Source organism: Methanoregula sp., assembly GCF_023227875.1.
In the GTDB taxonomy this organism is placed as follows: Archaea; Halobacteriota; Methanomicrobia; order Methanomicrobiales; family Methanospirillaceae; genus Methanoregula.
Window position 1 is genome coordinate 64,856 of sequence record NZ_JALOCH010000001.1, and the last position, 17,904, is coordinate 82,759.

Genomic DNA, 17,904 nt, shown 5'->3' on the forward strand with positions numbered 1-17,904 from the left:
TGTACACGCGGTGAACCGCAACCGTGTCACCTGCACTAAAAACATCGGGACCGCGTCCCGGCAGGATCACTTCCCGGTCTTCTTCTTGAAAAGCACCCGTGAGAACCGGTCGATGAACCCTTCCCTGACTGCCTGTGCCTTCTCCTCTGTGTAAGCAACGCCGGCCAGGTCGGATGCGATCCGTTTTATTGCCTTTGATGCCGGGGATGCCGGGAACTTGATCACGATCGGGGTCTTGGCGGATGAGGCACGCCGGATATTTGCATCTTCCGGGATGATGCCGATCACGGTAACCCCGAGGACCTTCTCCATCTTCTTCGTGATGACATCGGTCTTCTCCTGGTCGACACGGTTGATGATGCAGCCAAGGACATGCCCGCCAACGACTTCGGTGAGGATCTTGGTCTTGAGGGCATCGACAATGGAGGAGAGTTCCGGGTTGACCACCAGGATCACTTCATCAGCAACCGCAAGAGGCACGACGCCGTCCTTGCTGATACCGGCCGGGGCATCGATCAAGAGGAACTCGCAGTGCTTGACCAGTTCGCCCATGACATCCCGGATCTTTTCGGGGTCTGCCTGCTGGAACCCCTGGAGGGAGATGCCGCTCGGGATCACCTTAAGGCCGCCCGGACCGTTGTAGATCGCATCGTTGATCGTTGCGGTCCCTGCCAGGACTTCATGCAGGGTGACGGGTACATCCTGGAGACCAAGGAGGAGTCCGACATTGGCCATGCCAATGTCGGCATCCATGAGGTATGTCTCTTTCCCGAGCTGGGCCAGCATCGTCCCCAGGTTGACGGAAACCGTTGTTTTTCCTGTACCGCCTTTACCGGAAGCAATTGTGTAAACCTTGACCATAAGAGGACCTGTTGTCGGGAGTATTGTCGGTAACCGGCGTTACGGATTACCGGGTTCTTCGTATATTCGTGTTATATCCACCAGTTTAAAATATCTTGGGTGTCCTGCTCGATCATACGGCGGACATCTGCGGGTATCCGGAGGTTGGTGCGGATGATCCCGATGAGGTCCGATCCTTTGTGGGTGAACCCGAACAGGGTGACCCCGGGTGTAACAGCATCAGGATCGGTCCCGTACTGCCCGCCATAGTGTGCGGCATCCTCTTGTGCGGATTCCCCTCCACTCGATGCAAAGACAAGCCCGTCGGATGTGGCGATGGTGAACTGGTCAAGCGAATACTTATCAACGAGTGCACGGAGACTTCCGGAGATATCCGTCATCTCCTCTACCACAGTGGTGGTTTTCGGCTGGGGCAGAACAGCTGGTTTCCGGGCCGGATGTGGCACAGCCTTTTTGATAATCGGGGAAATGGGTTTTGCATCGGGCTTGTAGCCGAGGTTCTGCCGGGGGTGTGCCGGGGTATTTTCAGTCCCCGGACCGCTCTTCTTTCGCCGGGTCCGGGTAAGGAGGAATGCTGCGGCAGCTGCAACAGCAAGTGCCACTACAACTCCAATAACCAGCAGGGGACCGGGGACAGGAAATATATCGGGAATAATTTATCCTCTCCTGAAAGGGGGGGTCAGCGTTCCATGAGGTGCTCAAGGTTGAGCTGTTTGACAAGCATCATGCAATCGCTGCGGATACGGGCGGTCACGTGATCGAGGTCCATGGAGTCCAGTGCATCGAGATCGCTCTCGATCGTCTCTTCCTCTGGTACGGGGGGCGTCTGCACCGGTACGCGGGGAGCTGCTGGTGATGTGAGTGCCTTGTGTCGGATCGCGGGGACCGGCAACTCAGCCGTTATCACCAGGCGTTTTGGGGCAGGACTGACCGGTGCAACGGGGGGAGCGGCCGGGTGTGCAGACGGGACTTTTCCTCCTTTCACGATTTTACATGCAGGATTGAACTCAAGGGAGAGCTTGATCTGGGTCTCGTCCAGTGTTGAGAGTATAACATCGAAAGATTCCCCCGCGGATTTCTGCATCTCATCCCAGCCGGCATCCCCGGGTTTCCCCCGGAACTTGGCGAGGATACACGCCCCTTCCCGGAAGACAAATGTTCCCGTTGCAGGCCCGGCAAAGATACTACAGGTACCGGTAAACCGGGTCTGTTCGAGTTCGGAAAGCAACCTTCCGATTGTCGCCTTCTTTCGGATTTCCCGGAATGTCCCCCGCGGGAGTTGCATGATGTGTAGTGTTACGATATCCTGCTATTTAGTTTCTTTTTGTTCTACTTACCGGCGAGGGGAAAGAAAAACCGGTCATGAATCCGGCACGTTCCGGCTGCGATTTGCAGAAACGGTGTGCAGAATGCCCGATAGACCGGAACTGGTGCAGTATTACGCGTATTTTATCGCCCCCGCCACGCAATTTGACGAAATTCAAAGCCCAATCTTTTAATAGGAAAAAAGCAAGAAAGATCCATTTATATTCAGGTGCAGATATGCTGAAGCCATTGCTCGAAGAATTTCTCAAGGTGGAAGGGGTATCAGCTGCGGTGGTCGTGGGACGGGATGGATTTGTCATCGAGAGTGCGGTCTCGGGAAAAGTGGATATCGAGGCTCTTGGGGCTATGGCCTCAACCGGCCTTGGTACTTCCGAAGCAATGGGCACTACCCTTGGTAAAGGAGAACTCTCCCAGATGCTCGTAGAACTGGAAAAAGGCCCGATCCTCCTCTCCCCGCTATCCGCTGACGAACTGATCGCGATTGTGGCAGACACCACGGCAAACGTTGGAAGGATCCGATATGAACTGAAGAAGAATAAAGAGCGGATCGTCGCGGCACTCTGATCACCTTCATCCTTTTATGAAATTCCCCAAAGGAACCGATGGAGGCACCATTTCCAACCCCCAGGATGAGGGAGTTGCCCGGGAACTGATGTCCTTTGTCGGCGCAATCGAGATCGAGACCGGGTCCGGGCATGGTTTCATGCTGGCCGATCAGGGGACGCTGATCGCCGCCTATTTCCGCTCTGACAAGGGGGAGTTCAGGGCAAAGGAAGCCCTCTCGCAGATGGCGGCTGAAACGGAAAGGGATGACGAGCAGTGCTTCAGCCTGCGGATCTACTCTCCTGCGGAATTTTCCCAGGCGGTCCGGATCTCGGAGGCGGAAAGCCTGCTCCTTGCCGGGGGAGAACCGGCTCCGGAGCGCGGCGAGGATGTACCGGACATATCCCCCACACCCCCTCCAGATGCACCGGAAAAGACCGACCCTGCACTGTCGGCGTCCCCACGGCTGCTCGATGAAGCCCGTCTCCGGAAGATCATGAACCAGCCCGGCGTGATTGCCGTATCGGCATTCTTCGAAGGCTTCCCGGTCCAGTCCCTTGGGGACGAGGACTTCGAGCACGTGGCTGCCTCGGCAGAGGACTTCATGAGGGCGGGATCGAAGATTGCCCATGAGATGAAGATCGGGGACCTTGACCAGATGATCCTTGAGACGGCGGAGAACAAGTTCATCATCGCACCCTGCGGCGATCTCTATCTCTGCATATTTACTACGGCAGACGCCCAGCTCGGCCTCATCCGGGTGGTACTCAGGAGCATCCAGAAAGAAATCAACAGTTAGCGGAGGAGAGACGATTCACTTATTTGACATGACCGGTTGCGTGTGGCGGACGGGTGATCTGGATACCCGCAGGCTTTCCTGTCAGGAGAGTAAATATACTCAGAGGCAGAGTATTTTTTATCCGGCCAGATCAGGAAAACCCGGTATGCCTGCAGGGCGCCCAATACTTCAGCACGGGGAGATCCAGAATGGGTAACGAAGAGGAAGATTCGTTTGACGATGTAAGCTCGCTCATGGAGAAGATCGGCGGGAAAAAGAAGGAGGCTGCTTCTGATGGCCAGAAAAATGGTCCGGATTCGCCGGTCGCACCTGCACATCCGGAGCAACCGGCCAAACCCACTTCCGGTGGAGGGGATTTCTCCCAGCTCATGAAAAAACTGGGTATGGCAAACCGCAAGAATACTGTATCCCCATCCGCCCCGGACACCCCGACCATTTCCCTGACACCGGCCGAACCGGAACCTGCACCCGCATATGTGCCAGAACCTGGGCCTGTCAGCCCTCCAATATCGAGTCTTGATGACCTGCTCGAGGATGAAACCCCTCCGTCCCCGGTCACTGCCCCCGTAGAGGCAGGACCCGAGCCGGTCATGGAGATCATTGAAGAAGACACCCGGCCCTCTATCCGGAAAGGTCTCCCGGCAAAAAAAGCAAAAATCCTCCCCAAACAAAAATCCCCCTCTGAACCGGAGACGGACGAGGATGAGAAGATCATCACTGTCGACCAGATCTCCGACATTTCCGGCCTGATCCTCCCCAAGGGGGCAACATTCCAGGTTGACGAACTCAACCTGCACGGCCGTGTCAGTGCATTCGAAGGCACGGGTATCGGTGCCCTTCCTGATGAGTTTGCCGAGATCTGGAAGAAGGAATTCTCAAAAGCCGGCTTCAAGGACCTCGACCTCGGGGATGCGGTGATCGCAGAGAAGGAAAATGCCCTGCCTGCTGCAAAAAAATTTAGTATCTCCGGCCTGTTTGCGGCGATCCGTACCGAAGAAGAGGAGTACGATGCAAAGAAACACGGGCCGCTTGTCGACCTTTCTTTCAGCCCGAAGTCGGGAATCGAGGAGATGGAGATGTACCCGGTCAACGAACCGTATGCCTACATTCGGATCATCTACGACCACTCCACCCACGAATACACCTACCAGGTGCTTGAACCGGTACTCACGGAACCGGAAAAGGATCTCTTAAAAGAGCTCAAGGAGCGCCTGTTCGACACACTCGATATCAATACAAAAGACCTCACCCGTGATGAAGCACGGCTTAAACTCCGGGCTGCGACAAACGATATCATGCAGGATTTCGGTATCCGGCTCAGCCCGTCCGTGAAAGAGAAGATCCACTATAACATGCACAAGGATTTCCTTGGCGACGGCCTGATCGATCCCATCATGCACGACAAGTATATCGAGGATATCTCGTGCGATGGTGTTCATACCCCGATCTTTGCATTCCACTCCAGTTACGAATCGATGAAGACCTCTCTCGCGTACCATAAGGCGGAGGATCTCGACTCATTTGTCACCAAGCTTGCCCAACGGGCAGGGAAGTACATCTCGATCGCGGAACCCATCCTCGATGCGTCCATGCAGGACGGCTCACGTATCCAGATGACGCTCGGGACAGAAGTCACGGCGCACGGCTCCACGTTCACCATCCGTAAGTTCAAGGACGAGCCGATCACGCCCACGGACCTGATCGAATGGCATACGTTTGCCCCGCTCTCGATCGCCTATATCTGGCTTGCCGTGGAGAACGGCAAGTCCGCGATCTTTGCCGGGGGAACTGCATCCGGTAAGACCACGGCGCTGAACGCGATCTCGCTGTTTATCCCGCCGATGGCAAAGATCGTCTCCCTTGAAGATACCCGTGAAGTGAAACTCCCCCACCCGAACTGGATCCCGAGCGTCACCCGTGATTCATTCGATACCTCCGGGAGGGGCGAGATCAACATGTACGAACTCCTGCGGGCTGCGATGCGTCAGCGTCCCGAATACATCATCGTTGGTGAGGTCCGTGGCAAGGAATGCCAGACCCTCTTCCAGGCGATGAGCACGGGCCATGTCACGTATTCGACAACACATGCCGATTCGGTGGCGAGTGTCGTGCACCGTATCGAGAACCCGCCCATGGACGTGCCCCGGAACATGCTCTCGGCACTCGATTTCATCTGTATCCAGGTGCAGGCACGGGTCGGGGGCAAGCGCATCCGGCGTAACAAGCAGATCGTTGAGATCCTGGATATCGACCCGAGGACCAATGAACTGATCACGAACGAGGTGTTCAAGTGGCGGTCTGCAACCGATGAACATTCCTATTCCGGCAAGTCCTATGTCCTCGAAGAGATCATGGAGGCCAAGGGCTGGAACGAGAACCGGATGCGGGAGGAGCTGAAACGGCGGCAGGAAGTGCTCGAGTGGATGCGCATCAAGAAGATCCGCCACTACAAGGATGTGGCCAAGATCCTGATCTCCTACTACCGCGACCCCGAGGTAGTCATCGAGCGGGTGAGGAAGGACCTCTATGAATAGTTTCGAGCGGTTCAGCTTCAACCTTCTCGGCAACAAGATGAAGGGAAAACGGGACGAGTACGCCCAGCTCAGGAACGACCTGATATCGGCCCGGTTCAAGACCCCCTTTGAAGTCTACCTCTCGACAGCAGTGGTCAGTTCAATCGTCGTCGGGTTCGGGATGGCAGTGGTGATCGGGCTCATCACCTGGGTCCTGAAACTCCCGACGCTGATCCAGTACCGGGGAGCGGTCCCCGGGTTCCTCGTGGCCCTGTCTGCCCACAGCCTTGTTATCGGCACGGTCGTCATCACGATCTTCTCCCTGCTGGTGTTCGGCGGCCTTACGTATGTGGCGTTCCTCCTCTACCCGAGCATCGAGGCAAGTAACCGGTGCCGCAACATCGATGCCAGCCTGCCATATGCAATTAACTATGTCACCTCGATGTCCACGGCCGGTATCACGCCGGCGGAGGTATTCCGCCTCCTTGGCGACAGCCCGATTTATGGAGAGAGTTCTGTTGAGGCGCGGTATATTGCCCGTGAGATCGACATATTCGGCAGGGACCTTATCGATGCCCTGCGGCTCGTGTCTTCAAGCACCCCGAGCAAACGGATGAAAGAATTTCTGCAGGGCGCGATGGCGAGCATTTCGAGCGGCGGCAACCTGACCGAATATTTCCGCACCAAGGCCGACCAGTACGCGCTTGAGAACCGGCAGACGCAGAAACAGTTCCTTGAGATGCTGGCGCTGATCTCCGAGTCATATGTCACCGCCATGGTCGCCGGGACACTGTTCCTGATCATCCTGCAGTCCATCATGTCGGTGCTCTCCGGGGATAACCGGCCGATGTTCCTCTATGCGATTGTGTACATCATGATACCGCTTGGAAGCATAGCGTTCGTGGTCATGATCAGCACCATGACACCGGAGTCCTGATCATGGGCCTGAACGATATTCTCAAAAAAGTGTCAGGGAAAGGTCCCGGTTCTTCCGGTCGGGACATATCCGCTCAACCGGGTAATGCCGATCTCGATGCCGTTGAAGTGGAAGAGCTGAACGAGATCACGGTAAAACTCGAGCACGAACGGCAGAGCCGCGAGGGACTGGGGAAGTTCCTGAAACATCCGGTCCAGGTTCTCACGGAACGGCCAGAGAATATCCTCATTGTGTGTATCCCGCTGGCGCTCCTGTTCTTTTTCGGGGGTTTCATCTTCATGGTCCAGAGCTATGGCATGAATGTCATCTTCAATTCAACATCGGTTGATGACTTCCTCGTCTTCGCGGTCCTGATCGCTATCGTCCCGGTCGCACTCCTTGACCTTAAGGAGCAGATGCGGGTCACGAACCTGGAAAATGCCCTGCCCAACTTCTTCCGTGACCTTGCCGGCATGAACGATTCCGGTATGACCCTCCCCACCGCCATCCACCTGGTCGCAGCTGCGGAATACGGAACGCTCACGCCACATATCCGGAAGCTGGACAACGAGATGTCATGGGGGGCCGGGTTTGTCGAGGCGCTCTACCGGTTCGGGAAAGGGCTTGGCACCACGCTTGCGGACCGGAGCGTTGACCTGATCGCAAAGGCGAGCAAGGCGGGAGGTGATGTCAGCGAGGTGCTGCGGGCCGCTGCAAAGGATACCTTTGAGGTCGTGAACCTCCAGCAGGAGCGGGCCAACAACATGCTGATCTACGTGATCATTGTGCTCGTTGCATTTGCGGTCTTCCTCTTTGTCATCGCCATCCTTGTCTCCTCGTTCCTGACCACGATGGCCACTGCGGGTGCAACCGCAACCGCTTCCGGTGCAAAAGGCTTCGGTGGAGTGATTGATATCTTCATCTACAAGCGGCTCTTCTCCCATGCAGCAATGCTTCAGGGTTTCTTCTCCGGCCTTGTCGCCGGCCAGATGGGGGAAGGACGGTTTGTTGCAGGCCTGAAATATTCAGCGCTCATGCTCCTCATCGCGTGGATCACGTTCAGGTTCTTCATCTGAGAACCCTTTTTTGCACCCGTTCTGGAATGCAATGCCTAAAAACAATACTCGTAAACACGATATCCGCTGTTTTTAAAAAAAGAATATGAATGTTCAGGAAATATTTTCCAGGTTGTACCCCTTGAGAGTCAGGAGTTCCTTGACCCTGTCCCGGTGATTTCCCTGCAGCTCGATGGAATTTCCTTTCACGGTTCCACCGCAGGCAAGCTTGCTTTTCATGAATTTTGAAAGTTCTTCAAGATCGATATCAGTCGGATCAAGTCCCTCGATAACGGTCACTTCTTTCCCGTACCGGCGTTTGTTCACTTTGACATTGATCCTCTGCTGTTCCTTTGCTACCTCCTCACAAATACAAAGTTCCTTAGGTAGTCCACACGTCGGGCAAATCCCACCAATCATTACCAGTATTTTTAAGTTTCTCTTTATTTATTACCTTGCATTGCAACGGGGAAAATTGGGGAGAATATATCAGAAAGTGGCAGATAACGGCCAAATTCCGCCGTTTTTTCCAAACATCATCAGCCCGGAATAAATGGGCACCTGTTTTTATGATCCATGCATACATTGTACGGGAAATTTATGTCGCTCTTCGTGGTGGGTTCTGCATCCCACGTGGGAAAAAGTGTCACGGTCGCCGCCATCTGCCGGTGCCTTGTCCGCCGCGGGTGCCCGGTTGCCCCGTTCAAGTCCCAGAACATGAGCCTGAACTCGTACGTAACACCGGATGGCGGGGAGATCGGCATGGCACAGGCAATGCAGGCCGCTGCCGCAATGCTGGTACCCCATGCCGACATGAACCCCGTACTCCTGAAACCCAAGGGCGACTGCGTCTCGCAGGTGGTGCTGAATGGCAGGCCCTATAAGGATGTCCCGATCACGGAATATTACAAGGAGACACCAAAACTCCTTGAACAGGCACTGGCGGCATATGACCGGCTGAAAACAGAATATGGCCAGGTAGTGGTGGAGGGTGCCGGCGGGGCAGCGGAACTGAACCTCTACGACCGGGACATTGCCAATACCCTGCTTGCCCGGAGACTCCGGATCCCGCTCATTCTGGTGGCCGATATCGAACGCGGTGGCGTGTTTGCACAGGTTTATGGTACGGTCCAGCTCCTTCCGCCCGATATCCGCCCGCTGGTCCGGGGGATCATCATCAACAAGTTCCGCGGTGACCCGGCGATTTTTACTCCGGGAATTACGATGATCGAGGATCTCTGTGGGATCCCGGTGCTGGGCGTTGTCCCGTATTTCACCCTGCCGCTGCCGAGCGAGGACTCTCTTTCCATCGGTGACAAGAGCGCCGGCAACGGGAAGGTGCGGATTGGTGTCATTCGACTTCCCCGCATTGCCAATTTTACGGATTTTGAGCTCCTTGAACACTATGCTGCCGTCGATTATGTGCGTCCAGGTGCCCCGCTTGATGCCTATGACTGTATCATCATCCCCGGGACGAAGAACACCATCGATGACCTCAGCGTCCTGAAGGAGAGTGGCACGGACCGGGAGCTCCACCGTGCCCGTGCCCGGGGGATCCCGATCATCGGGATCTGCGGCGGGTACCAGATGCTCGGTGCGACCCTGGTCGATGCCGGGTTCGAGTCTGTTGCCGGGACATACCCGGGACTTGGCCTGCTCGACTGCGTCACGCGCTTTACATCGTACGAGAAGAACACCACGCAGGTTACGCGAGAGGCAAGGGACATTCCCCCGATCCTCTCCGCGATGGGGACGGTCACCGGGTACGAGATCCACATGGGATCAACAGAAGCTGGCAGCAACCGCGAGGCGTTCGGTGGGGATGGCAGGGTCAGCGATGACGGCCTTGTCTTTGGTACCTATATGCACGGGCTCTTCCAGAACCCGTCCGCAATAAATGCACTGCTCTTATTCCTGCATGACAAGAAAGGGCTGCTGTTTGAACCGGTCCCGGCAACCGATGCCGATCCCTATGAGACGCTCGCAGACTTGTTCGAGGAACATGTCGATATGGATGCGGTAGAAGCGATGGTTAAAATGAACTCCTGAATGCTGCCGGTGTTCTCCTGGATTTCTTTGAACCGTGAAAAAAACCCGGGTTGGGTACTATCTCTTACGTGACTCCAGGCCCGGGTCGGTCTTTCACTATCCCCTCCATATGCCCTTTCCGCTATGTGGACATGTTCCGGGAATTTACAGATTCTGAAGGATTTTTGAATTTTGAAAAAATCCTCCGGTAAATCCTTGAGAACGCGGTCTTGTCAAGAAGGATGATCAGCAGGGAATTGATAATTATACTGAACAGGACGATGGCATAGGTCGCATTCTGGATGAACATCCCTTCGGGATATGCCTGCTGGAGCGGTATGGAGGCAAGTACTGCAGTCGCAAGCCCTTTTGGGATCATGACGGCCATCACGCTGGCATCCCATACCGGTGTTGAACGGGGAATAGAGAACAAGACTGCCGGGATCCTCACCAGGTAAAGGAGCAGTGTCACCAGCAGGCCGAGGATAAAGATCTCCCGGTTATTGAACTGGATGGAGAGCCCGATATAGATGAAAAAGAATGTCCGCAGCAAAAAGACAATCTCTCCGAAAAATGCTTTCTCGGTCTCGGTCAGCTCGATCTTTCTTACGTCCAGTTCGAAAACCGGAGAGAAGATGCCCTTAAAATAGCCAAGGTTACCGATAGTGATGCCAAATACCAGTGCCGCAACCGCCCCCGAAAACCCTATCATCTCGATAAAGCCGTACAGGATGAAAATAATCGCAGGGATTGCAAAAATCCTGTTGAAGAACGCAAACTTCTTCCGGATCACCGACCATGCAATTCCCCCGGCAATTCCCACGAGGATGGCAACCACGAACGACCCGACCAGCGTCTCGCTTGCCTGCCAGAAACTGAATTTATGGAGCTGGTATGCCTGCAGTGCGATGAGGAGCAGGACAATACTCAGTACATCGGTCAGGGCGGATTCGATAGAGAGAATGGTCTGGCTCTTCTCCGTCAGTCCCAGCTGACGGATGAGTGGAATGACCACGGACGGGCTCGTCCCCGCAACGATGATGGCAAGCATGAGCGCGGTCAGTGGATCGGTTCCCGCAAGGACCAGGACCACCAGGGTCGCGATGCCGATAGCGCCGCAGAAATTCAGAAGGGTCAGGTGCGAGCATTCCTTAAACGTGCTCCGTATTGCCTCGATCCTGAGGTTGAGCCCTCCCTCGAAGAGGATGACAATGAGCGATATGGTCGAGAAGATCGGGCCGAGGATCCCGAACATCTCCGTTGTTACGAGCCCGAACACCGGCCCAAGGACCAGACCGATGATAAGCAAAAAGAGGAGATCGGGAATTTTTGTTCGCGTGAATACCTCGCTCAAGATATGGCCGAGAATGATCAGGATGCCGATAAAAAAAACAAGAAATGAAATATCCATTCTGCTTCCAGTAGTGACATTACGGTGAGATTTTTTTTATCCCTTTCGATCTCTCTATCCGCCATCCCGGTATGTGCGGGATGGACATGGTGCATTTACCCGGCTCGCGGAACGGACATGCTCCCTGGAGCTATGCCCTAAACATTATCCTGTAACGAGAGCGGCGGATTGTTAATCCCGGAAATAATAAAAGATCCCCCGCCCTTCCGGTTTTTCCTGCAGGTCCTTTGTTCTGGCCATTTCCTGCAGGACCTTGTGGACTTGGGTCAGGTGCATACCGGTTGCGGATGCAATGTCATCCGCTGTGCAGGGTCGTCTCCGGAGCAGCTCGTATACCTGTTCGAGTGGATCCTCAGCATACTGTGAAGGGATGTCAGCAGAACAGGAAGAGTCCACCGTTTCCGTGCCGGCATAGTCAAGTACCTGCGCTATCCGTTCAAGTTCGGCTGGCGTTGCCGGGCGGACGAAGTCTTCCGTGCCCGGGCGGTCGAGCGTGTTCAGCTGGACGCGGTCGGGGTGGATACGATGGATTGCGTCATGCAGCCCGGCAAGTTCCTCGTCAGAGGTATTGATGCCCGGGATAATAAACACCTCAAGCCAGATCTGCCCGGTGTATTCCCTGCGGAACTGGAGAATCGCATCCAGGATCTCCTCTGCACCAATCCCGGGCACGGGCCGGTGTATCCTTCGGAATGTCTCTTCATTGATGGTTGAGAGCGTTGGAAGCACGACATCAGCCGGCAACAGATCCCTGCGCACCCCCGGATCTGAAAGAAGGCTGCCATTAGTGAGAACGGCAATACGGTACCTGGGAAACCGTTCTTTTAAAAAACGGATCACCCTGCCAATGGAGAGCGAGAGCGTTGGTTCACCGGAACCTGAGAACGTGATATAATCAAGGGAAGGCGATTGGGACAAATAGAGCGAGAGTTCGCCAATCACTTCATCAGCAGGGAAGAATTCCTGTCTCTGTATGGTTTCAACAGTAGTGGCCCCGCACTCGCAGTACACGCAGTCATACGTGCATGTCTTGAACGGGACAAGATCAATGCCAAGAGACCGTCCAAGCCGCCGTGAACTCACCGGGCCGAACAGGTGTGCGTAATGCATGGTGTATTGTCCGATAGTCCCGCGCAACAGATAAAATCGCTGATAGGTGTGATAGGGAGGGGATGCTTACATGCCAGCCAGTACAGGATCCCTGCCGAAGAACGCAGGTTTCATCCCCTGGTATGACCAGATGCCAGAAAAATCAGCTGATGATGTTTGTAATGCTGTGGAAACCCTCACCCCGACGGTCAGCGCACTTCACGGCATCGGCTTTGGTAAAATCCACCCGCTCGGTTACCCGGCATTTCGTGCAGTACGCAAGTGAGGGTGATTTCACGAACTTCCCGCTGACCCGGAACTCACGGCAGTGGATGCAGAACCCGCAGTTTTCGAGCGGTTCTCTTTTTTCAGGAAGGCACTGGACGTGCCCCCTCACTGCCGGTAATAGGCGAAAATCCTCTTCAGTCATGGTGCTCCGCGCTGGCGTACGATGTATTTTACCCGTGACCATATAAAACCGGAGAACGGGGACTCAAAAAACATCAGCCTTAAACCATACCGGCACGAAAACTCATGCATGAAGGTGTGTATCATGTGCGGGGGGGAAGGCACCCGCCTCCGTCCCCTCACATTCGAACGGCCCAAGCCCTGTATTCCCATCGTCAACCGTCCTTCCATCCAGCACCTGGTCGCACACCTCACGAACCTCGGGTTCCGGGAAGTGGTGCTCACCCTCGGCTACATGGGGAATGCGATCGAGGAAGCACTCGGCGACGGCTCGCTCTTTGGCGCCGAGATCACCTATGTCCACGAGACGACCAAGCTCGGGACGGCAGGCAGTGTGAAGAACGCCCAGAAGTATCTTGACGGGCAGGACTTCCTCATTGTTGGTGGCGATCATGTCACTGACCTCAATGTGCTGGAATTTTACCGGGCACACCAGAAAGAGAAGGCAACGGTGAGTATCGGGCTCATCTCCATCGATGACCCCGGGGAATATGGTATTGCCGAGATCGATGTCGGGTACGAGATAAAACGGTTCAAGGAAAAGCCTGCACCCGGAGAGATCTTCTCCAATCTTGCAAGCACCGGTATGTACGTCTGCAGTCCCGATGTCTTCGACTACATCCCTGCAGGTGTTAAATATGATTTCGCCCGCGACCTGTTCCCCCGGCTGATGCAGGAAGGACATTCCCTCAAAGGCTGGCTTGCGAGGGGGAACTGGACTGATGTCGGGAGCCCCCATTCCCTGCGCCAGGCAGAACGGTGGAAACTCCAGGGGATCGATTTTACCGACATCATCGGCGACCTCTCGATGCATGGCGCACAGGTCCAGGGACCCGTCCAGCTCGGGGGCTCGATCACGCTCGGCAAGAACACCCGGGTCATCGGCCCGGTGGCAATCGGCCCCGGGACAACAATCGGGGACAATGTCCTGATCGGCCCGTACACCAGTATCGGGGAAAAATGCATCCTCCGAAACAACGTGAAGGTCTTCTCGTCATCTCTCTACAACCGGGTGATTATCGGGGCAAACAGCACGATCTCCGGGTGCATCATGGACAACGACACCCATATCGGGGAGGACTGCAGCATCGAGAACGACACCGTGATCGGTCCCCGTGTCGTCCTGCGGGACCATGTGGTGGTACACTCCAAGACCCGGCTCTGGCCGGAAGTCGTCATACCTGATGGCACTGTTGTAAAAGAGCATGTGCTCAACGAGAAGTTCGACCTGCGGTACGAAGGTTCGTAGTTTTTTTTAGAAAAATAAAAATTCCCTTTTTCATAACCTTTGAAAAATTTGCTTTGCAGATAACCTTTTTTGATATGACCTCCCTCGCTCGCTCCATTTGTACACCGCCCGACCCCCGTCCCTCACGGAGCCAGGACAATCCCTTCATTCACCCCGTAAAACTGCACGAATCCGGCCCGGAAATGGTAGGGGCCCTGCGGGGGTCGGGCGGTGTACTTTAATATTTAATCGCCCGCGACCAACCGGTCCGGGGGTGAATTTCCGAGGGTACTTTCCTGAATCTCATTGGTTTGTTTGCACAGGAAGTACACCGCCCGACCCCCGCTTCAACGAGTACAATGTACGCCCGGGAGCTAGCATCTTGAAATGTTTCTACAGAGCAGAAAAAATAATCAAATTATCAGACTCGTTTGACCTACGAACAGGTCATCAGACCTGTGAATAAAGAAGAGAGTCGTCAGACTCTCTTAGCCAACGAACAGGACATCAGTCCTGTGAGTGGGAGAACGGACTCTCAAATCCGTTCGAGCTGCGAACAGGACATCAGTCCTGTGAGTGGTTTAACGTGTCATCAGACACGTTTAACCAGGCGGTGCGTGATCGCAACAAGCGGGTGACGGGCGTAGTCGAGCACCTGCACATCGTCAAGGGTCTTTAAGTTCATCGCCAGTGCTGTCCGTTCCATGCCCAGCTCGATATCTTCCTTGATCTCGATGATGTATGCATCGAGCGCGGTGATCCCAAGTTTCTTTGCCGCTATCGCCCGGTGGTGACCGTCGACGAGGATGATGCGTCCCGGGCGTTTTACAACAATGATCGGCTCGGCCAGCCCCTTCTTGATCTCATAGATCCGGCCCTCCAGTTCGTCCTCGTAGACCTTCGACTGGGTGGGAAGGAGTTCCTTGACCGGTATCGTCCCCCGGTCGAGCGTGGGATCAACGTTGTAGAGTTTCTTGAGCGTGGTCATGAAATTGAAGACCTTCTCAGGAGACACGTGCTCGATCTGGGAACGGATCACGTCCGAATTTGAGATGATGCCCAGCAGGTTGTTCTTCTCGTCAACAACCGGTAGTTTCTGGATACCGCTCCGGAAGATGACACGGGCTGCATCGTTGATGTCCATGTCGGGATCTGCGACAATGAGGTTTGAGGACATGACCTTTTCGACCGGTGTTTCCGGCTGGACGAAGAGCAGGTCACGGGCCGATATATAGCCGATGACCATGTTCTCCTTTACGACCGGAAACCCGTCATGATGGGTCTTCTGGATCCGGTCGATGACGTCTTTAGCCGTGCCGTTGAAGTCCACGCTGACAACATCATAGGTCATATAGTCCTTGACCTTTTTTTTGTCCATCAGTACAGCTTTACAGCGTCCGGCACGTTAAAACATTGGTAAAAAAGGAAAAATCCACCATCACCGGTGGTTACTCGATCTCGATACGGGATTTTTTTACCGGGATTGTCTTCTTCAGGGTTACTTCCAGGACCCCGTTCCTGAAACTCGCTTTTGCATTGTTTTCGGTGACATCTGCCGGCAGGATGACTGCCCGGCTCATGGAACCGGACCTGCGTTCCCGCATGTAGAATCCTCCGGATGTCTCCTCTTTTTCATCGGTGCGTTCGCAGGATATCTCCAGGGTCCTGGGATTCAGCAGCTGCAGGGCAACGGCCTCTTTGTCGACTCCCGGAAGGTCAGCGACGACAATGATCTCGTCACCGTGTTCCCGGACATCCACGCGGAATTCGCCGTAGATTGCCGGAAGCATGCGGTCGCTCCTCCCTGCGGCCGGCAGGAGCCTGTTGCCCGCTGACGCCAGGTGGAACATGTGGTCCAGTTCCGCCTGCATGTCTTCCATCTCCTGCCAGATGGAATCACGTGGATACCTTCTCCATGCCATAACCATTCCTCCTTTTCATGGTACCCATTCTATCAAAAATGGGTTAACCTATCGTTACTACATATATTTAATAAACATTGTTATTGTGCCATTACGTATCGGAATAGTTTATAGCGTGTGGTTACGATGTAGTAAGGAGGATCGTTACGTATGGGTAAACAAAAGCAAAAAGAAGCAGCACAATCCAAGTGGAAAAAGGTACTTTTTGTCATTGCCGCCGTGCTGTTTGTTTTCATCATGGTGGTCTCATCCATGGGAATGAACTGGATTACCGGCATTGCCCCGATTAAGGCAGGAGACCAGGTCGTGATCGATTATACGCTCTATGATACCGCAGGTAATCCCTTCATGACCTCAAACGAGCAGTTGTATAAACAGCAGATCACCAGCGGGAGTGGAATCCTGTACACCCAGCAACTCACTCTTACAGCAAACAAATCCCTGAACCAGGCAATCTACCCGGTACCGGTCTATATCGCGAGCAACGGCGGGAGCATGGAAGGATTTGCACTGTACAACCCGGAGTATAATGCGATCAGTAATGCGGTTGTGGGTATGAGGACCGGTGAGAAGAAAAAGGTGGAGCTGACAACTGGTACTACCATGAGTACCATCTTCTCGTCTGATGACCTGCAGAGAGTTAATGTGAATATGAGCGAGCTTCAGGTTGGGGAATCGTTGGTGATGGGCGTATCAGAAACCCCGAATGCAACCGCATCCAATACGACTGAGATCACCTATCTCCGGCTCGGGCAGGTCACCCGGATCACCTCTGCCGGTGCCGTGGTTGATTTCGGCTATCCGTATGCCGAGATCACGGTGAGTTCCTCTACCAAGCAGTAATCCCGATCCATACTCTTTTTATCGCAGGGAATGATTCCTGTTCATGGCTCTTCGTGTACTTTGCTTTTTCCAGCCGGGATGCATGGGCTGCATGGAACAGGCGCCGATCAATGCCGAAGTGACAAAGAAACTCGGTATCCCTATCGAGGAGATCGACGCGATCAAGAACCCGGGATATGTTGCAGAATTTCACCTGAAAGCAACGCCGACCATCATTGTCATCGTGGACGGTGCTGAAAAGGAGCGGTTTGAAGGGGTCGTCCACGTTGAACAGATGGAGTCCACCCTGAAAAAATACCTATGAAACGGACTATGTCCGGACACCGTAGATCCGCTTGATCCGGTGTGCGACGGTCTTCCAGCCCTCTTTCCTCATGAGCGGGCCGTCCCTGAGCTTGAGGTGCGAGATCCGGAACCGTTTCCCTGAGGCCACATACCTGTCCCCCACAACAAACGGCTGTTCGCCATCGCACTCCATGTAGACCGGGATCGTCCTCCTGCCATCATGGATGGAGACCTTGACCACGACATTCTCGATCGTCCGGGTCCACAGGGTCGTGATATCGGAAGCCCTGGCACGGTTCACCCGCTTGTCGCCACATTCGATTGAGGTCACTTCGACACCGAACGCATCGTCGCCGCACTCGGCAACAAGGTGGTCCTCAACGTTACATTCGTCCTCTTCCGCAAGTTCGATCCCGCAGACTTTCGAGGTCCCTTCGCGTGATACGATTGCCTTGATCATGAGCGCCTGCGGCTCCCTCTCCTTCGGGAGGCGCTGGTGATGGCCGCAGGTCGTGCACCGGACGAGCATGTCGCGGGAATCCGCAAGTACCTCGTGCTCGGTCTCATCGTTGCACTCGGGGCAGTTGGCGGTGATAAACATTGAATATCAATGGCAA

The 17,904-nt window shown here is 54.7% G+C and carries 19 protein-coding genes; 9 read left to right on the plus strand and 10 right to left on the minus strand.

Features of this window, described 5'->3' with window-relative positions:
• Positions 1 to 66: 66 nt before the first annotated feature.
• From minD to M0R30_RS00370, 3 genes are all read right to left on the minus strand, one after another.
• Positions 67 to 861, minus strand: a complete 795-nt coding sequence (gene minD / locus M0R30_RS00360; RefSeq protein ID WP_292542062.1) for a cell division ATPase MinD — start codon at positions 859 to 861, stop codon at positions 67 to 69.
• A gap of 71 nt (positions 862 to 932) precedes the next feature.
• Positions 933 to 1,463 (minus strand): hypothetical protein, encoded by a 531-nt coding sequence (locus M0R30_RS00365; protein ID WP_292542064.1) that lies wholly within the window; start codon positions 1,461 to 1,463, stop codon positions 933 to 935.
• Positions 1,464 to 1,540: 77 nt separating this feature from the next.
• The gene (locus M0R30_RS00370) at positions 1,541 to 2,146 is read right to left on the minus strand and encodes a hypothetical protein (protein ID WP_292542066.1); all 606 of its coding nucleotides are present in this window, start codon (positions 2,144 to 2,146) and stop codon (positions 1,541 to 1,543) included.
• 257 nt (positions 2,147 to 2,403) lie between these two features.
• Between M0R30_RS00370 and M0R30_RS00375 the strand changes: the two genes are divergently transcribed.
• From M0R30_RS00375 to M0R30_RS00395, 5 genes are all read left to right on the plus strand, one after another.
• Positions 2,404 to 2,751, plus strand: coding sequence for a roadblock/LC7 domain-containing protein (locus tag M0R30_RS00375; RefSeq protein ID WP_292542068.1), 348 nt, complete (start codon positions 2,404 to 2,406; stop codon positions 2,749 to 2,751).
• Positions 2,752 to 2,767: 16 nt separating this feature from the next.
• Positions 2,768 to 3,529, plus strand: coding sequence for a roadblock/LC7 domain-containing protein (locus M0R30_RS00380; protein WP_292542069.1), 762 nt, complete (start codon positions 2,768 to 2,770; stop codon positions 3,527 to 3,529).
• A gap of 188 nt (positions 3,530 to 3,717) precedes the next feature.
• Positions 3,718 to 6,063 carry an ATPase, T2SS/T4P/T4SS family gene (locus M0R30_RS00385; protein ID WP_292542071.1) on the plus strand — a complete coding sequence of 782 codons (2,346 nt, stop codon included), beginning with the start codon at positions 3,718 to 3,720 and terminating at the stop codon, positions 6,061 to 6,063.
• On the plus strand, positions 6,056 to 6,979 hold the full coding sequence (locus M0R30_RS00390) for a type II secretion system F family protein (RefSeq protein ID WP_292542073.1): 924 nt from the start codon (positions 6,056 to 6,058) through the stop codon (positions 6,977 to 6,979). Before M0R30_RS00385 ends, M0R30_RS00390 begins: the two co-directional genes overlap by 8 nt.
• A gap of 2 nt (positions 6,980 to 6,981) precedes the next feature.
• The gene (locus tag M0R30_RS00395) at positions 6,982 to 8,034 is read left to right on the plus strand and encodes a type II secretion system F family protein (protein ID WP_292542075.1); all 1,053 of its coding nucleotides are present in this window, start codon (positions 6,982 to 6,984) and stop codon (positions 8,032 to 8,034) included.
• A gap of 93 nt (positions 8,035 to 8,127) precedes the next feature.
• On the opposite strand, the gene yciH is transcribed toward M0R30_RS00395, so the two are convergent.
• Positions 8,128 to 8,433, minus strand: a complete 306-nt coding sequence (gene yciH, locus M0R30_RS00400) for a stress response translation initiation inhibitor YciH (protein WP_292542077.1) — start codon at positions 8,431 to 8,433, stop codon at positions 8,128 to 8,130.
• A gap of 180 nt (positions 8,434 to 8,613) precedes the next feature.
• On the opposite strand from yciH, the gene M0R30_RS00405 reads away from it, so the two are divergent.
• Positions 8,614 to 10,062 (plus strand): cobyric acid synthase, encoded by a 1,449-nt coding sequence (locus tag M0R30_RS00405; RefSeq protein WP_292542078.1) that lies wholly within the window; start codon positions 8,614 to 8,616, stop codon positions 10,060 to 10,062.
• A 121-nt stretch (positions 10,063 to 10,183) separates the two neighbouring features.
• On the opposite strand, the gene M0R30_RS00410 is transcribed toward M0R30_RS00405, so the two are convergent.
• From M0R30_RS00410 to M0R30_RS00420, 3 genes are all read right to left on the minus strand, one after another.
• Positions 10,184 to 11,452: a cation:proton antiporter gene (locus tag M0R30_RS00410; protein ID WP_292542080.1), complete on the minus strand. Its 1,269-nt coding sequence runs from the start codon at positions 11,450 to 11,452 to the stop codon at positions 10,184 to 10,186.
• A 171-nt stretch (positions 11,453 to 11,623) separates the two neighbouring features.
• Entirely contained in the window at positions 11,624 to 12,562 is a 939-nt protein-coding gene (locus M0R30_RS00415) for a radical SAM protein (protein ID WP_292542082.1), read from the minus strand.
• Positions 12,563 to 12,704: 142 nt separating this feature from the next.
• A complete protein-coding gene (locus tag M0R30_RS00420) occupies positions 12,705 to 12,971 on the minus strand; it encodes a hypothetical protein (RefSeq protein WP_292542084.1) in 267 nt (88 codons plus the stop codon).
• A gap of 108 nt (positions 12,972 to 13,079) precedes the next feature.
• Here M0R30_RS00420 and M0R30_RS00425 point away from each other — a divergent pair, with 108 nt between their 5' ends.
• Complete coding sequence (locus tag M0R30_RS00425; protein WP_292542085.1) at positions 13,080 to 14,258, plus strand: NDP-sugar synthase; 1,179 nt, start codon at positions 13,080 to 13,082, stop codon at positions 14,256 to 14,258.
• Between the two features lie 571 nt (positions 14,259 to 14,829).
• On the opposite strand, the gene M0R30_RS00430 is transcribed toward M0R30_RS00425, so the two are convergent.
• Positions 14,830 to 15,615, minus strand: coding sequence for a CBS domain-containing protein (locus M0R30_RS00430; RefSeq protein ID WP_292542087.1), 786 nt, complete (start codon positions 15,613 to 15,615; stop codon positions 14,830 to 14,832).
• A gap of 70 nt (positions 15,616 to 15,685) precedes the next feature.
• Positions 15,686 to 16,159, minus strand: a complete 474-nt coding sequence (locus M0R30_RS00435; RefSeq protein ID WP_292542089.1) for an Hsp20/alpha crystallin family protein — start codon at positions 16,157 to 16,159, stop codon at positions 15,686 to 15,688.
• Positions 16,160 to 16,309: 150 nt separating this feature from the next.
• On the opposite strand from M0R30_RS00435, the gene M0R30_RS00440 reads away from it, so the two are divergent.
• Both M0R30_RS00440 and M0R30_RS00445 read left to right on the plus strand, forming a co-directional pair.
• Positions 16,310 to 17,002, plus strand: a complete 693-nt coding sequence (locus M0R30_RS00440; protein ID WP_292542090.1) for a hypothetical protein — start codon at positions 16,310 to 16,312, stop codon at positions 17,000 to 17,002.
• 43 nt (positions 17,003 to 17,045) lie between these two features.
• A complete protein-coding gene (locus tag M0R30_RS00445) occupies positions 17,046 to 17,306 on the plus strand; it encodes a thioredoxin family protein (protein ID WP_292542091.1) in 261 nt (86 codons plus the stop codon).
• 6 nt (positions 17,307 to 17,312) lie between these two features.
• On the opposite strand, the gene M0R30_RS00450 is transcribed toward M0R30_RS00445, so the two are convergent.
• Entirely contained in the window at positions 17,313 to 17,888 is a 576-nt protein-coding gene (locus M0R30_RS00450) for an HVO_0476 family zinc finger protein (RefSeq protein ID WP_292542092.1), read from the minus strand.
• Between the last annotated feature and the right edge of the window lie 16 nt (positions 17,889 to 17,904).

What these genes read in the sequence shown, in the direction of transcription:
- minD (WP_292542062.1), bottom strand. Translation starts at nt 861, where the DNA reads ATGGTCAAGGTTTACACAATTGCTTCCGGTAAAGGCGGTACAGGAAAA.
- M0R30_RS00370 (WP_292542066.1), bottom strand. Translation starts at nt 2,146, where the DNA reads ATGCAACTCCCGCGGGGGACATTCCGGGAAATCCGAAAGAAGGCGACA.
- M0R30_RS00375 (WP_292542068.1), top strand. Translation starts at nt 2,404, where the DNA reads ATGCTGAAGCCATTGCTCGAAGAATTTCTCAAGGTGGAAGGGGTATCA.
- M0R30_RS00380 (WP_292542069.1), top strand. Translation starts at nt 2,768, where the DNA reads ATGAAATTCCCCAAAGGAACCGATGGAGGCACCATTTCCAACCCCCAG.
- M0R30_RS00385 (WP_292542071.1), top strand. Translation starts at nt 3,718, where the DNA reads ATGGGTAACGAAGAGGAAGATTCGTTTGACGATGTAAGCTCGCTCATG.
- M0R30_RS00390 (WP_292542073.1), top strand. Translation starts at nt 6,056, where the DNA reads ATGAATAGTTTCGAGCGGTTCAGCTTCAACCTTCTCGGCAACAAGATG.
- M0R30_RS00395 (WP_292542075.1), top strand. Translation starts at nt 6,982, where the DNA reads ATGGGCCTGAACGATATTCTCAAAAAAGTGTCAGGGAAAGGTCCCGGT.
- yciH (WP_292542077.1), bottom strand. Translation starts at nt 8,433, where the DNA reads ATGATTGGTGGGATTTGCCCGACGTGTGGACTACCTAAGGAACTTTGT.
- M0R30_RS00405 (WP_292542078.1), top strand. Translation starts at nt 8,614, where the DNA reads ATGTCGCTCTTCGTGGTGGGTTCTGCATCCCACGTGGGAAAAAGTGTC.
- M0R30_RS00410 (WP_292542080.1), bottom strand. Translation starts at nt 11,452, where the DNA reads ATGGATATTTCATTTCTTGTTTTTTTTATCGGCATCCTGATCATTCTC.
- M0R30_RS00415 (WP_292542082.1), bottom strand. Translation starts at nt 12,562, where the DNA reads ATGCATTACGCACACCTGTTCGGCCCGGTGAGTTCACGGCGGCTTGGA.
- M0R30_RS00420 (WP_292542084.1), bottom strand. Translation starts at nt 12,971, where the DNA reads ATGACTGAAGAGGATTTTCGCCTATTACCGGCAGTGAGGGGGCACGTC.
- M0R30_RS00425 (WP_292542085.1), top strand. Translation starts at nt 13,080, where the DNA reads ATGAAGGTGTGTATCATGTGCGGGGGGGAAGGCACCCGCCTCCGTCCC.
- M0R30_RS00430 (WP_292542087.1), bottom strand. Translation starts at nt 15,615, where the DNA reads ATGGACAAAAAAAAGGTCAAGGACTATATGACCTATGATGTTGTCAGC.
- M0R30_RS00435 (WP_292542089.1), bottom strand. Translation starts at nt 16,159, where the DNA reads ATGGCATGGAGAAGGTATCCACGTGATTCCATCTGGCAGGAGATGGAA.
- M0R30_RS00440 (WP_292542090.1), top strand. Translation starts at nt 16,310, where the DNA reads ATGGGTAAACAAAAGCAAAAAGAAGCAGCACAATCCAAGTGGAAAAAG.
- M0R30_RS00445 (WP_292542091.1), top strand. Translation starts at nt 17,046, where the DNA reads ATGGCTCTTCGTGTACTTTGCTTTTTCCAGCCGGGATGCATGGGCTGC.
- M0R30_RS00450 (WP_292542092.1), bottom strand. Translation starts at nt 17,888, where the DNA reads ATGTTTATCACCGCCAACTGCCCCGAGTGCAACGATGAGACCGAGCAC.